Source organism: Flavobacterium sp. ZB4R12 (genome assembly GCF_048276375.1).
Classification (GTDB): domain Bacteria; phylum Bacteroidota; class Bacteroidia; order Flavobacteriales; family Flavobacteriaceae; genus Flavobacterium; species Flavobacterium gawalongense.
In genome coordinates this window covers 21,946-35,648 of the sequence record NZ_JBLNKS010000006.1, presented here as the reverse complement: position 1 = coordinate 35,648, position 13,703 = coordinate 21,946, and the positions used below count along the sequence as shown (strand labels likewise).

General features: G+C 35.9%; 10 protein-coding genes. All 10 read left to right on the top strand.

All coding sequences use genetic code 11. The features are described 5' to 3' along the window. The first annotated feature begins 730 nt into the window (after nt 1–730). The 10 genes from ACNO7W_RS05635 to ACNO7W_RS05590 all read left to right on the top strand — a co-directional run bounded on the left by ACNO7W_RS05635 (nt 731) and on the right by ACNO7W_RS05590 (nt 13,702). Nucleotides 731–2,014: a nucleotide sugar dehydrogenase gene (locus ACNO7W_RS05635; RefSeq protein WP_417937363.1), complete on the top strand. Its 1,284-nt coding sequence runs from the start codon at nt 731–733 to the stop codon at nt 2,012–2,014. 49 nt (nt 2,015–2,063) lie between these two features. Then, on the top strand, nt 2,064–3,071 hold the full coding sequence (locus ACNO7W_RS05630) for a mannose-1-phosphate guanylyltransferase (RefSeq protein WP_417937362.1): 1,008 nt from the start codon (nt 2,064–2,066) through the stop codon (nt 3,069–3,071). 577 nt (nt 3,072–3,648) lie between these two features. After that, a complete protein-coding gene (locus tag ACNO7W_RS05625; protein ID WP_417937361.1) occupies nt 3,649–6,072 on the top strand; it encodes an SLBB domain-containing protein in 2,424 nt (807 codons plus the stop codon). Between the two features lie 577 nt (nt 6,073–6,649). Beyond that, a complete protein-coding gene (gene rhuM / locus ACNO7W_RS05620) occupies nt 6,650–7,321 on the top strand; it encodes a RhuM family protein (RefSeq protein WP_417937360.1) in 672 nt (223 codons plus the stop codon). A 151-nt stretch (nt 7,322–7,472) separates the two neighbouring features. Further along, nucleotides 7,473–8,270 (top strand): Fic family protein, encoded by a 798-nt coding sequence (locus ACNO7W_RS05615; RefSeq protein WP_417937359.1) that lies wholly within the window; start codon nt 7,473–7,475, stop codon nt 8,268–8,270. A 490-nt stretch (nt 8,271–8,760) separates the two neighbouring features. Continuing rightward, nucleotides 8,761–9,819, top strand: coding sequence for a Wzz/FepE/Etk N-terminal domain-containing protein (locus tag ACNO7W_RS05610; protein ID WP_417937358.1), 1,059 nt, complete (start codon nt 8,761–8,763; stop codon nt 9,817–9,819). Nucleotides 9,820–9,845: 26 nt separating this feature from the next. Continuing rightward, the gene (locus tag ACNO7W_RS05605; RefSeq protein ID WP_417937357.1) at nt 9,846–10,883 is read left to right on the top strand and encodes an FAD-binding oxidoreductase; all 1,038 of its coding nucleotides are present in this window, start codon (nt 9,846–9,848) and stop codon (nt 10,881–10,883) included. A 50-nt stretch (nt 10,884–10,933) separates the two neighbouring features. Beyond that, a complete protein-coding gene (gene rfbF, locus ACNO7W_RS05600) occupies nt 10,934–11,710 on the top strand; it encodes a glucose-1-phosphate cytidylyltransferase (RefSeq protein ID WP_417937356.1) in 777 nt (258 codons plus the stop codon). Then, the gene (rfbG, locus tag ACNO7W_RS05595; RefSeq protein ID WP_417937355.1) at nt 11,704–12,798 is read left to right on the top strand and encodes a CDP-glucose 4,6-dehydratase; all 1,095 of its coding nucleotides are present in this window, start codon (nt 11,704–11,706) and stop codon (nt 12,796–12,798) included. Before rfbF ends, rfbG begins: the two co-directional genes overlap by 7 nt. Then, nucleotides 12,791–13,702, top strand: a complete 912-nt coding sequence (locus ACNO7W_RS05590) for an NAD-dependent epimerase/dehydratase family protein (protein ID WP_417937354.1) — start codon at nt 12,791–12,793, stop codon at nt 13,700–13,702. Before rfbG ends, ACNO7W_RS05590 begins: the two co-directional genes overlap by 8 nt. The last annotated feature ends 1 nt before the right edge of the window (nt 13,703 follow it).

The window sequence follows — 13,703 nt, the reverse complement described above, 5'->3', positions numbered from 1 at the left end:
TGTTCTAAAGTTCTAAAGGTGTTATGATAAAACACACCTCTAACCCGAAGCCTCGGGACTCTCAAGAGGGGAATGCGTTCCTGTAATACCATTTTAAGTTTGTTTTTACTGGAATAAATAAGCCGTCTGTTTGTCATTGCTTCGCCAGTTCGCTATCGCTCGTGCAATGTCATTAAGTTAAGCTGTTTCAACCGTCACTTCGAGTAATTTTGAACATTAATGCGATAGCTTTAATGTTTAAAATTGTATCGAGAAGCCTTCAAAACGTAAGGGTTCTCGATACTTCGTAAAAATTTTCTATCGCAAATTATTACTCTCCCGAAGCGTCGGGACGAACTGACGAATCCTTAACTTAATGACATTGATCGCTCGTGTCCGACGAAGCAATGACAAATTTATAGAAATATACTCCAGTAAATTCTAAACGTAAATGGTATTATTGCTTAGAATACCTCTTTTTTAGCATTTTTGGCATCACTAAATTAGGTGATTTTTTAAAGAAAACAGGCCGTTCATTTCCTTTTTTTAATTGACTATTAGTTGATTACCTGTTTTTTATTCTTGTTATTCGTATTTTGAGATTCCAGATGGCTTAAAATTTTAGAAAGAATAGTTTATTGTGACTATATTTGCACACAAAAATTATCCCGATTTCGACTCATTTCTGTGAGTTGGAATCGCGAAGCGGTGGATTGAAATTAACGATAGTTGATTAAAATTGGTTTAATAAATGAGGTCAAATATAAAAATAGCAGTTGTTGGTTTGGGTTATGTGGGTTTGCCACTGGCTCGGTTATTTGCCACGAAATATGCTGTTGTAGGATTTGATATCAATCAGACCAGAGTCGCTTCCTTGCAATCCGGTACTGATACCACATTTGAAGTAACCGACGAAGTATTGCAAAACGTATTGCTGGAAAAACCCGGTGATGCCATTGGGTTGTATTGTACTTCAGTTTTAGCTGATATAGCGGACTGTAACTATTACATCGTAACCGTTCCCACTCCGGTGGATAAAAATAATCGTCCTGATTTGACTCCTTTATACAAGTCGAGCGAAACGATAGGAAGTGTTTTGAAAAAAGGAGATATTGTAATTTATGAATCTACTGTCTATCCCGGTGTAACCGAAGAGGAATGCGTGCCGGTATTGGAAAAGGTCTCCGGCTTACAATTCAATGTTGATTTTTTTGCAGGTTATTCACCTGAAAGAATTAATCCGGGAGACAAGGAACACACCGTAGAGAAGATTTTAAAAGTGACTTCAGGCTCTACACCAGAAATTGGACAAAAAGTAAATGAGTTATATCAATCAGTCATTACTGCAGGAACACACTTAGCGCCTTCGATAAAAGTTGCCGAAGCCGCCAAAGTAATTGAAAACTCACAACGCGATATCAATATTGCTTTTGTAAACGAATTGGCTAAAATATTCAATTTAATGAATATTGATACCCATGCCGTTTTGGAAGCAGCAAGAACCAAATGGAATTTTTTGCCTTTTAAACCGGGATTGGTTGGCGGGCATTGTATCGGGGTAGATCCTTACTATTTAGCCCAACGCGCCCAAGAATTTGGCTATCATCCTGAAATTATTTTGGCAGGAAGACGATTGAACGACAGCATGGGTGATTATGTGGCTTCACAAGTGGTCAAGGGGATGATTAAAAAAGGAATTTCTGTTAATGGCGCTACGCTCCTGATGCTTGGAATCACTTTCAAAGAGAATTGTCCCGATGTTCGCAATACAAAAATTGTGGATGTCATCGCTGCTTTAACGGATTATGGAATTACAGTAACTACATACGATCCCTTAGCTAATCCTGTTGAGGTTGAAAAAGAATATGGTTTAATAACCATCAATATATTGCCGAATCAAAAATTTGATGCGGTAGTTTTAGGAGTGGCACATAACCAATTTTTAGAGATCAATTTGTCGTTAGTACAAAATACTAATAGCTTGCTGTATGACGTAAAAGGGATTTTGGGTGATGCAGTTGATGGGAGATTATAAATTGTATAGAATCAAAAAAGCATACATAGCAAAGATTTAAAAATAAAGCATGGAAAATAAACCTTCAATTACACATGTGATTCTTACCGGTGGAGTAGGTAGCCGGTTATGGCCATTATCACGAAAAAGCCAACCCAAACAGTATCTCGATTTATTTGATGGTAAGTCGTTGTTTGAAATGACTGTGGAACGCAATCGTAGTATAGCGGACAAAATTATGGTAGTAGGCAATATTGATAATTGCCACCTGAGCAGAAAAGTGATGGATAAATCAAGTACTCCCTATATAGACATAATAGAATCAACCCCCAGAAATACGGCTGCTGCAATAGCTTTTGCTGCTTTTGCTTCTGATCCGGATGCTATTTTAATTGTCACACCATCGGATCATATTATTGATGCAATGGAGCAATATGAAGAAGCGATAAAGGAAGCGATAGATAAAGCTTCAAAAGGCTATATTGTGACTTTCGGAATTATTCCTACGAAGCCTGAAACCGGTTATGGGTATATTGAACGCAAAGGGGATGATGTGCTTTCTTTTCGGGAAAAACCAAACCAAGTTACGGCAAAGGATTTTATTGCCAAAGGAAATTTTCTTTGGAACAGCGGCATGTTTTGCTTCAAAGCAGGAGTGTTTTTGGAAGAATTAAAAGCGTTTAAACCTGAAGTATACGAAAAATCCAAAATAGCTTGGGACAGTAATGTCAATGGGAATTTAGATTTAGCCCTTTCGCTGGAAATACCTTCTATAAGCATCGATTATGCTGTTATGGAACGAAGTAAAAAAATTAAGGTTGTTTCTTCCACATTCGATTGGTCTGATTTAGGTTCTTTTGAGTCCGTCTATGATTATCTGGTTTCCACTGGACATCCCGTTGATAATAATGGGAATATGGTTATTGGCACCAATAATTATACTGCTTTTGTTGGACTAAAAAATACCATTTTCGTTTCTACGGAAACCGCTAATTTGATTCTGCAAAAAGAGAATTCTCAAGATGTTAAGAATATTTATAATCAGTTGGAGAGAGAGAATCCAGACCTGTTACAGTAAAAATAAAATAATACAGATCATCGGATGTGATTTTAGCGTTTAATAAATTTGTTGATTAAACCTTTTGACATAGATTTGCAGTCGGTAATAAAATCTGGTGACCCCAATGGGACTTACCACGGCGAAGCCATAAAAATGCTGCATTCTTTTGGTTTTTTTAATTAAAAAATAACTAATGTAATCCGTTGAGTGTAATTAGTTTTTAATTCTAATTTTCTTGTTCTCGATACAATTTTCTTCCCGAGGCTTCGGGAGAAAATTACTCGAACTGACGAAAATTAGAATTAAAACGGTTCTCGATACATTTTTTGTTGCGTTTTACTCCACAAAAAACACTCGAACTGACGTTTTTAAAAGTACATTCGAATTAAAAAAGACATTCGAATTAAAAAATACAATATGACTATCCGTAAATAATACCAAAGAAGAATTTCGCCACGAATTCCACAAATTTGACACGAATTAGTGTTTGATTTTTTATTTCAATATGAAAATTAGTGTCAAATTTGTGGAATTCGTGGCTAAAAAAACTATAGTCCGCTTAGCGGACATTCATAAAATACAATATACATTACTTATGAGAAAAATAATTACTACCCTTTTATTGTTGTTTGCTCTTTTTCAATCTTCCAATACAGTAGCGCAGGACTTGTTAAAAAGCAATGATTTGACTACCTTAAAAGTGGATTATTTATCAGATAATGAAATTGCAAAAATAAAAACGCAGTTAGAAGCTAATAATGTAACCATTGAACAAGCGGAACCAATGGCATTGGCAAAAGGAATGCCTGCGGCCGAGTTTGCTAAATTGAAAATCCGTTTGGGAGGAATAAAAAATGGTTCGGCGGGTGGTGAAAAAGATGACTCGAAAGGTGAAGGATCGGAAGAGCTAACCAGAAAACAAGAAAAAATTGTCAACACTAAAGTAAAAGATACCCTAAATGCCTTGATTTTCGGATCAGAACTGTTTGATAATCCTACGTTGAATTTTGAGCCCAATTTGAAATTAGCCACGCCTGTAAATTATGTCTTGGGACCGGGTGATGAATTGCAAATTAGCGTGTATGGGGTGCAAGAATTTAATGCCAGTGTGCCGGTATCGACAGAGGGTAAAGTAACCATTCAATATGTGGGACAGATTCCGGTTTCGGGAATGACGATTGAAGCCGCTACCCAAAAAATAAAAGGAGCCATTGCAAAGGTATATAGTACGGTAGGATCGGGGCAATCTCAAGTCGCAGTAACTTTGAGCCGTATCAGAACCATTAGAGTGACTATAATAGGCAGTAAACAACCGGGTAATTATTCGATATCTTCTTTGGCAACGGTTTATAATGCCTTATTTTTAGGTGGAGGCCCCGGGAAGAATGGCAGTTATAGAAATATAGAGTTGTTGAGAGATAATAAAGTATACAAAAACATTGATATTTATCGCTTCCTTGTCAATGGGAATCAATCGGATAATGTGGGTTTAAAGGATAATGATGTCATTCGAATCCCCGCTTACAATCAAAGAGTCACTCTTGAAGGGCAGGTAAAACGTCCCGGGATTTTTGAGATGAAGAAGGGGGAAACATTTTCTGATTTATTAGCTTTTGCGTCAGGGTTCAATGAATTTGCTTACACGGCATCAGTAAATGTATTGCAAAAAACAGACAAAGAATTTAAAGTTCGGGATGTAAAACAGGCAGAATTTAACACATATAAGCCTTTGTCAGGGGATGTGTTCCGTGTGTCGAAAATATTGAACCGCTTTGAAAACCGAATCAAAATTGACGGTGCGGTTTTCAGACCGGATACCTACTCCTTTTATGAAGGCATGCGCATTTCCGATCTGATTGCAAAAGCGGATGGGTTAAAAGAAGATGCGTATAGCAATAGAGCCAGGATTATACGATTAAAACCTGATTTGACTACGGAAATCGTCAATGTGAATTTGGCTAAAGCCTTAGAAGGGGATCTGGAAGCGGATGTTGCATTGCATAAAGAAGACGTCGTAACGGTGTATTCAATTTTAGATTTCGTGGAAGAGTATAAAATAACGATTGACGGTGAAATTAAAAATCCGGGGGTTTATGAGTATCATGAGAATCTTACTTTGAATGATTTATTGGTTCAGGCAGGCGGCTTGACCGGTTCGGCTTCCAAAAGAGTGGAGGTAGCCCGAATGATCAAATCGGAAGAAATAGATGATGCAAATCCCAATAAAGCGCAACTGTTCAATATCGAAATTACGGCAGCCAACAATGAACAATTAAAAAACTTTGAGTTGCAGCCTTTTGATGTAGTGAATATTCGTAAAATGGCCATCTATGACAAGCCGGAAATGGTAGTAATAAGCGGAGCAGTGCATTATGCAGGGAAATATGTTTTGGCCAACAAGAAAGATAAAGTATATGATATTGTCCAAAGAGCAGGCGGTTTGACTGCTGTGGCGAATATAGAAGGGGTAAAAATCAAGAGACCCATTCAAGCCAAACAAATTGAAGCGTTGGAAAATGTGAATTTGAATTTGGGTAAAAAAGACAGTATTCAAAACAAATTAACCAAAAAATTAAAAGAAGATTTAAAATTTGCGACCATACCGGTAGATTGGAAGGCCATTGTTAAAAATCCGGAGAGTAATACCAATGTGACCCTATTTCCTGGTGATGAAATTGAAGTGGCTGCTTACAATGAAGGCGTAAAAGTGGCGGGAAATGTATTGTTGACTTCTGAGATTCCTTATACTAAAGGGAAAGGATTTAATTATTATTTGAATGCTGTTGGTGGGGTGGATGCCAAAGGGTGGAAGAAAAAAGCCTATATTATTTATCCAAATGGTAAAGCGGATGTAGCGGGTTCTTTCTTATTTATAAGAACGTATCCTAAAGTGACCCCAGGATCACAAATTATAGTACCGGAAAAACCAGAGGTCAAAAAGATGAGTACAGGTGAGTTCGTCAGTATTGCAGGGGTTTTGGCGAGTTTGGCGGGAATAGTCATCGCTTTAATCAGGTAATAGTGATTAGTATTCAGTGATCAGTGTTCAGTAATCAGTGTTCAGTAATCAGTGATCAGTGTTCAGTCGCAGTTTACAGTTTACAGAATACTATATACAGTTACTCGATAACAGATAACAGAAAAACGGATAACCGACTTCTCGATACAATTTTATAAAAAAGCTGTCGCTATTTTATAAAATCACTCGAAGTGACGAAAATTAACCGAAAACGGAGAACCGACAACCGAATTTTAATGAATACCAACGAAATCATTTTATATCAATCGGATACACTTTCAAGCCACATTGCCGTTCGGATTGAAGACGAAACAGTATGGCTAACACAAATGCTTATGGTAGATCTGTTTTAAGCTACTAAACAAAATATTAGTTTACACATTAATAATATTTTATGACTGTCCGTTACTAATACCAATGTAATTAATTTTGTCATTTCGACGAAGGAGAAATCTCATTAGTTGCTCTCGTTATGTGATTTCTCCTTCGTCGAAATGACAAGACAGCTAAATTTATTCATAAGATGTAGCTTGGTACAAGTACCGGACAGTCATATAATATTTTCAAAGAAGGGGAATTGCAAGAAGATTCAGTTGTCAAGTATTCCTTGACAACTGCTGCAGATGGGAAAAAATATAAAACTAAAATATACAATCTCGACGTGATTATTTCGGTTGTTTATCGAATAAAGTCGCAACGCGGAACGCAATTTCGTATTTGGGCGAATGCGATATTAAAAGACTATCTCCTAAAAGGATACGCTATTGGCCATAGAATGGAAGTATTAGAGAAAAAAGTGAATTCGCTTGAAATAAAGAATAATGAGTTCGATTTAATCCTAAAAACAAACTTGCCTCCTAATCAGGGCATTTTCTATGATGGACAAATTTTTGATGCTTATGAACTTATAGCCAAGATTATTAAATCGGCCAAAAAATCTATTATTCTGGTAGATAATTATTGTGATGAAAGTGTATTGGTACTGCTTTCAAAAAGAGCGCCAAAAGTAGACGCCACGATATATACGCATAAAATAGAGCTCCCTTTGCAATTGGACTTGGATAAACACAACCAACAGTATGCCCCGATAACCATTGAAGTGTTCAAAAAGGCACATGATCGATTTATTGTCATTGATAATGAAGTACTCTATCATATAGGTGCTTCCTTAAAAGACTTAGGAAAGAAATGGTTTGCTTTCTCCAAGTTGCAGCTACCAATAGCTCCTTTTTTAGAACAATTGAAGTAGCCGACAACTGATGGCAGATAGCAGATTTCAGATAGCTTTACAGATAGCAGTTTACAGTGTTCAGTCGCAGTTTACAGTTTACAGTTCTTCGACAACCAAAATAGTTATAGTTGATTACATTAGTATCACATAAAATAGACGAAAACAGACAATGGATTTAGTACAATTAGTCAATAGATACAAAGCGTTAGCAATTGATGAGGTGATAGACCATGAAAAGTTTAATCATATTTCAATTGTGCATCATTCCACCAAGATTGAAGGTTCTACTTTGACCGAAGTGGAAACCCAAGTTTTGTTATCGGATGGACTTACACCCAAAGGGAAACCTTTGCAGGACAGTTTGATGGTTACGGATCATTATGCCGCTTTGTTATTTACTTTACAGGAAGCAAAAACAAAAAGAGTTGTTTCTACTGAATTGATACAAGAGATTAATTCATCTGTAGTTAAAAATACGGCGCGAATTTACAATACTATTTTTGGAACAATTGATGCTAGTACTGGTGCCTTTAGAAAAGGAAATGTGACAGCAGGCTCCAGTTATTTCCCTAATTTTGATAAAGTAGCGGCTCTTACCCAAAAAATGGCACAAGCCATTCAGGGGCAAATGCAACAACCCATATCAATTTTAGAGCAATTGCATCTTTCTTTTGTGGCTCATTTTAATTTGGTAAGCATACATCCCTTTTATGATGGCAATGGCAGGACATCAAGGTTGTTAATGAATTATATACAAGCCTATTATGGTTTGCCTCTTGCGATTGTTCATAATGAGTCAAAAGCGGAATACATTGAAGTTTTGATAGCGACTCGTGAACAAGACGATATTGAAATTTTCAAAGCATTTATGACCAATGAATATGCAAGGCTGCTTACAGCCGAAATTCAAAAGTTTGAGGATATGAATAAACCACCAAAAGGACGAGGTTTTACATTACTGTTCTAGGTTTTATGGATTTTGATTTTTTTTTGAAATGTTAAAACACACCCCTATCCCGAAGCTCTTCGGGACTCTCAATCCCGAAGTGTCGGGAGGGAAGAGCTACAGAAAACCGACAACTATTTTTTGAATGTTGAATGATGATTAACGTCCCGATAGCTATCTGGCAATGTTATTAAGTTAAGGATTCGTCAGTTCGTCCCGACGCTTCGGGAGAGAAAAAATTTGCGATAGAAAATTTATACAAAGTATCGAGAACCTTTTGATATTAAAGACTTCTCGATACTATTTTGAATAGTAAAGCTATCGCATTACTATTCAAAATCACTCGAAGTGACTTGTAAAACCTCTTAACTTAATGACATTGAGTTATCCGGAGTTGAATTTTGAAGTTTTAGAATCGAAAAGAAGTAATAGACAGCAGGTTATTATTAATAACCGTTTTTAAACAGAATGCCTCATAATAAACTAAATACAAGCGTAAAATCTTGATACAATGAACGAACAAAATCAAAACGACGAAATATCCCTAAAGGAATTAATAGACAAAGCGGCAGCATGGTTCGCTTATTTACTTTCGAAATGGAAAATAATTGTACTGGCAGGAATAATAGGAGCTGCTTTAGGGTTAATGTATTCTTTTAGTAAAAAACCGGTGTATACCGCTACATTATCCTTTGCCTTAGAAGACGAAAAAGGTGGTGGATTAGGAGGTGCATTGGGTTTGGCAAGTTCGTTTGGTATTGACCTTGGCGGAGGGGGAGGTAGTGTCTTTACCGGATCCAATTTGACGGAGTTGTTCAAGTCCCGCGCTATGGTGGAGCAAACTTTGTTGAGTCCTGTTACTTTCAATGACAAGATTATTTCTTTGGCTGAAATGTATATTCAGAATAATGGTTGGAGAGACAAATGGAACGATAAACCAAAATTTAAGGCTATCCAGTTTTTACCGGATACCAAGCGCAAGTATTTTACCAGAGTACATGACAGTATCTTGGGTGCGATATATCAAGATTTGTCAAAAACAGGATTGGCTGTGGGGCAAAAAGATAAAAAAATAGCCATTATTACTATAGATGTTAATTCTACTGATGAATTGTTTGCCAAATATTTTACTGAAGCCCTAGTTAAAGAAGTGTCTGATTTTTATGTCGCTACCAAAAGTAAGAAAGCGCGCGAGAATATGGATATTCTGGAACGACAAACAGATTCTATTCGTCGTGAACTCAACGGAGCCATTACGGGTGTGGCGGTTGCCAATGACAATACTTTTAATTTGAATCCAGCATTAAATGTACGTCGTGCTCCTTCTGCCCGCAGACAGGTCGATGTACAGGCGAATACGGCGATTTTGACCGAGTTAGTCAAACAAACGGAATTAGCTAAAGTTACTTTGCGTAAGGAAACGCCGTTGATTCAAGTAATTGACCGACCTATTTTGCCTTTGGCGAAAGAAAAATTTGGGAAAGCAAAAGGCTTAGTATTAGGTGGGTTTTTAGCGGGTTTTTTAGTGGTATTTGGTTTGATTGTGAGACGGATATTAAAGATGATATAACAGAATATCGTAATTTGTTTTATAGAATGAAAAATTATACTTTAAAAGTTCACGATGTTAAAAAAGAAACACAAGATACCATAACGCTTTGTTTCAAACAGCCAGGTTTGCGCAAAATCAAATATCAAGCGGGGCAGTATCTGACGTTGTCTTTCCGAATTAACGGGAGAAAATATACAAGACCTTATTCTTTTTCTTCTGCTCCTTCGGCAGATGCTTTTTTAGAAACAACTATAAAACGAGTTCCTGAGGGTGTTTTTTCTAATTATGTGCATGATAGCATACAAGTTGGTGACATAGTAGAAGTGATGGAACCTATGGGTGATTTTGTACATACGAATGACGAATCTATTAACGAAATTTATTTTTGGGGTGTGGGTAGTGGAATAACACCGTTGATATCGATAATTAAGGAAGTTTTGATTTCAAATCCATTGGTTCAAGTGAATCTAATCTATGGAAATAAAAATTTTGAATCGACTATATTTTTGGATACAATTAATCAATTACTTGTGCAATATACAAGTCGACTAAAAGTTTGGCATTTTCATACGCAATACACTCATGACGAAAAGCATCATTTTGTAAAAAGTGGTCGAATTAACCAAGAGTTCATACTTAATTTACTTAAAGATGTAGCTATTGAAAAAACGGCTCATTATATTTGCGGTCCAGTTGATTTAAAAAACACGATAAAAGAAGCTTTGGCTGTTTTAGAATGTCCCAAGGCAACTATTTTTTCAGAAGATTTCGAATTGGTAAAAGATCCAAAGGATTTTGAGGATATACTTACGCAGCACGTTAACATTCGTTTTCAAGGAAACGATACTTTAGTTGAAGTACTAAAAGGGAAAAGTGTTTTAGAATCGGCTTTGGATGCCGGAATCGAATTGCCTTATTCGTGTCAAACCGGGAGCTGTAATACCTGCAAAGGAAAATTGAAAGAAGGAAAAATGCGCATGATAGGATTGGCTAAAGATCGGGATGATTTGGAAAAAGAAGACTATTTATTGTGTTGTAGTTATCCCTTGACAGATAATGTTTATGTGGAAATAGGGAATTAGCAGTTCTAAAACTTAGTTTATAAAATACGATATACAAATACAAAAAAAATATGAAAGTAGTAATTTTTGCAGGTGGTTTTGGAACTCGCCTTATGGAAGAAACAGAAGCTAGACCTAAACCTATGGTAGAAGTTGGTGGTAAACCTATTTTATGGCATATTCTAAAAATGTATGAGCAGCACGGATACAATGAATTCGTTATTTGTTTGGGTTATAAAGCGACCTATATCAAAGAATATTTTTATAACTATTATTTACACAATTCGGATGTTACTATTGAATTGGCCAATAATAACATCAATGTTCATTATTCGGAAACAGAATCTTTCAAAGTAACTTTGATAGATACTGGTTTGTATACTAATACGGCTGGAAGACTAAAACGTATTCAAAAATATGTTAAAGACGAAACTTTCATGTTGACTTACGGTGATGGTGTCGCTGATATTGATTTATTAGAATTACTTAAATTTCATAAATCGCATGGTAGATTGGCTACTTTAACTAGTGTACAAGTTCCGGGACGTTTTGGTAATTTAGAAATTAAACCCCAAGGTGAAGTCGATAGTTTTGTAGAAAAACCGACAGGTGATGGAATGTGGATTAATGGAGGTTTCTTTGTTTTGGAGCCAGGAATTTTTAAATACCTTGAAGGGAATGTGGAAGACACTCAATGGGAAAAAGAACCATTAGGAGCCATTGCCCAAGACCAACAATTGGCAGCTTACAAGCATCATGGGTTTTGGAAATGTATGGATGCCTTAAGAGATAGGGTAGAGTTAGAGGCTTTATGGAATTCTGGTAATGCAAAGTGGAAAACATGGTAGAAAAAGCAATATTTAATAAGCTAAAACAAACTTACCAAGGAAAAAAAGTTTTTTTAACGGGACATACTGGTTTTAAAGGCGCTTGGATGTTAAAAACATTATCGCTTTTAGGAGCAGAAGTTAAAGGCTATGCCTTAGCGCCACAAACCAAAAACGATTTGTTTCACTTGATTGACGGAGAAGCAATATGTACTTCGGTTATAGCCGATTTAAGAGATAAAAAAAGTTTAGAAGAAGCAATTGTCAGTTTTCAGCCTGATTTTGTTTTTCATTTGGCGGCTCAACCTTTGGTGCGTTTGTCTTATGGAATTCCTGCAGAAACGTTTGAAGTCAATGTTATTGGAACGGCAAATGTTTTAGATGGAGTTCGTTTATTAGTAAAACCTTGTACAGTAGTTCTAATTACTACTGATAAAGTATATCATAACAATGAATGGATATATCCTTATAGAGAAAACGACAGATTAGGGGGGTATGATCCCTATAGCGCCAGTAAAGCTTGTGCTGAATTGGTGATTGATTCGTACCGTAATTCTTTTTTTAATATAAAAACATACGCAGCACATAATAAAGCTATTGCGGTAGCAAGAGCTGGAAATGTTATTGGCGGCGGAGATTGGTCACAAGACCGTTTAATTCCAGATATTGCTAAAGCATTTGCTGCTGAAAATCCCGTTGTGATACGGAATCCAAACTCCGTTAGACCATGGCAGCATGTTTTAGAGCCTGTTATTGGGTATTTATTGTTGGGAGCGAATTTAGCTTCAGAGCCTATTAAATTTAGCCAAGCTTATAATTTTGGACCACACCTATCCGATGCACTTTCGGTTGAAGAGATGCTAAAACTAGCAATTCATAGTTGGGGAAAAGGCGAGTATATTGTCGAAAAAGAAGAAGGACAACCACATGAAGCTGGACTATTGAAACTGGATATTAGTAAAGCCATTTCCGAATTGAAATGGCTACCTAAAATGAATGCAAAAATGGCAGTTTCAATGACAATGGACTGGTATAGTGAATTTGTCAAAAATAAAAATGGAATTAATCAATTTACATTGTTGCAAATAACTGATTATTTAAATGCATAAAGTATTAATAACTGGTATTACAGGATTTTTAGGATCTCATATAGCTGAAAATTTAATCAAAAATAATATTCAAGTTATAGGGCTAAAGAGAAAAAAATCAGATATCTGGCGTTGTGATGGTTTTAAAGATAAAATTCAATGGATTGATATTGATGAGGATGGGCTTTATAAAAAACAATTAATTGAATGCTCATTTGATACAATTATTCATGGAGCTTGGATTGGTGTTGAATCGAATGAAAGAGATAATTGGATCCAGCAAACTAAAAATATTCCATTTTTGGTCGAACTTTTAGATATTGCTAAAGAAGTTGGTGTTGGTAAATTCATCTTTTTAGGGTCACAAGCAGAATACGGAAAAATTAACGGAAAAATTAACGAAAATCATATTGCAGAGGCTTTGGTTGCTTATGGGAGTGTTAAGTTAGCTTGTCTGGAAATTTTAAAGACTTTTTGTAAAATAAACGAAATAGACTGGATTTGGTTAAGATTATTCTCTTTATTCGGCGAAAAAGAAAATGAAAGCTGGCTTATTCCGTCTTTGATTCAATCAATGAAAGTCGATAGTCAGAAAGATTTTACTTCAGGAAAGCAGAAATACGCTTATCTCTATGTTAAAGATTTTGCGGTGATAATTAATAAAATTATTGTTGCATCTGTTCAATCTGGTATTTATAATATCTCATCTAATGAAATTAGAACTATCAAGTCTTTGATAGAAGATATAAGAAACCATATTAATCCGGATTATATTTTGAATTTTGGAGCACTAGATTACCGTGCTAATCAATCCATGCATATCGAAGGAGACATAACAAAGATATCATCACAAATAGGTAAAATTGAATTTACAGATTATAGTATTGCTTTACAGGATACTTTAAACTATTATTTAAAAAAATAAA

Bases quoted from the DNA above. Each gene is read 5' to 3' on its own strand.
- ACNO7W_RS05635 (WP_417937363.1), top strand. From the start codon at position 731: ATGAGGTCAAATATAAAAATAGCAGTTGTTGGTTTGGGTTATGTGGGT.
- ACNO7W_RS05590 (WP_417937354.1), top strand. From the start codon at position 12,791: ATGCATAAAGTATTAATAACTGGTATTACAGGATTTTTAGGATCTCAT.
- rfbG (WP_417937355.1), top strand. From the start codon at position 11,704: ATGGTAGAAAAAGCAATATTTAATAAGCTAAAACAAACTTACCAAGGA.
- ACNO7W_RS05605 (WP_417937357.1), top strand. From the start codon at position 9,846: ATGAAAAATTATACTTTAAAAGTTCACGATGTTAAAAAAGAAACACAA.
- ACNO7W_RS05615 (WP_417937359.1), top strand. From the start codon at position 7,473: ATGGATTTAGTACAATTAGTCAATAGATACAAAGCGTTAGCAATTGAT.
- ACNO7W_RS05625 (WP_417937361.1), top strand. From the start codon at position 3,649: ATGAGAAAAATAATTACTACCCTTTTATTGTTGTTTGCTCTTTTTCAA.
- rfbF (WP_417937356.1), top strand. From the start codon at position 10,934: ATGAAAGTAGTAATTTTTGCAGGTGGTTTTGGAACTCGCCTTATGGAA.
- ACNO7W_RS05610 (WP_417937358.1), top strand. From the start codon at position 8,761: ATGAACGAACAAAATCAAAACGACGAAATATCCCTAAAGGAATTAATA.
- ACNO7W_RS05630 (WP_417937362.1), top strand. From the start codon at position 2,064: ATGGAAAATAAACCTTCAATTACACATGTGATTCTTACCGGTGGAGTA.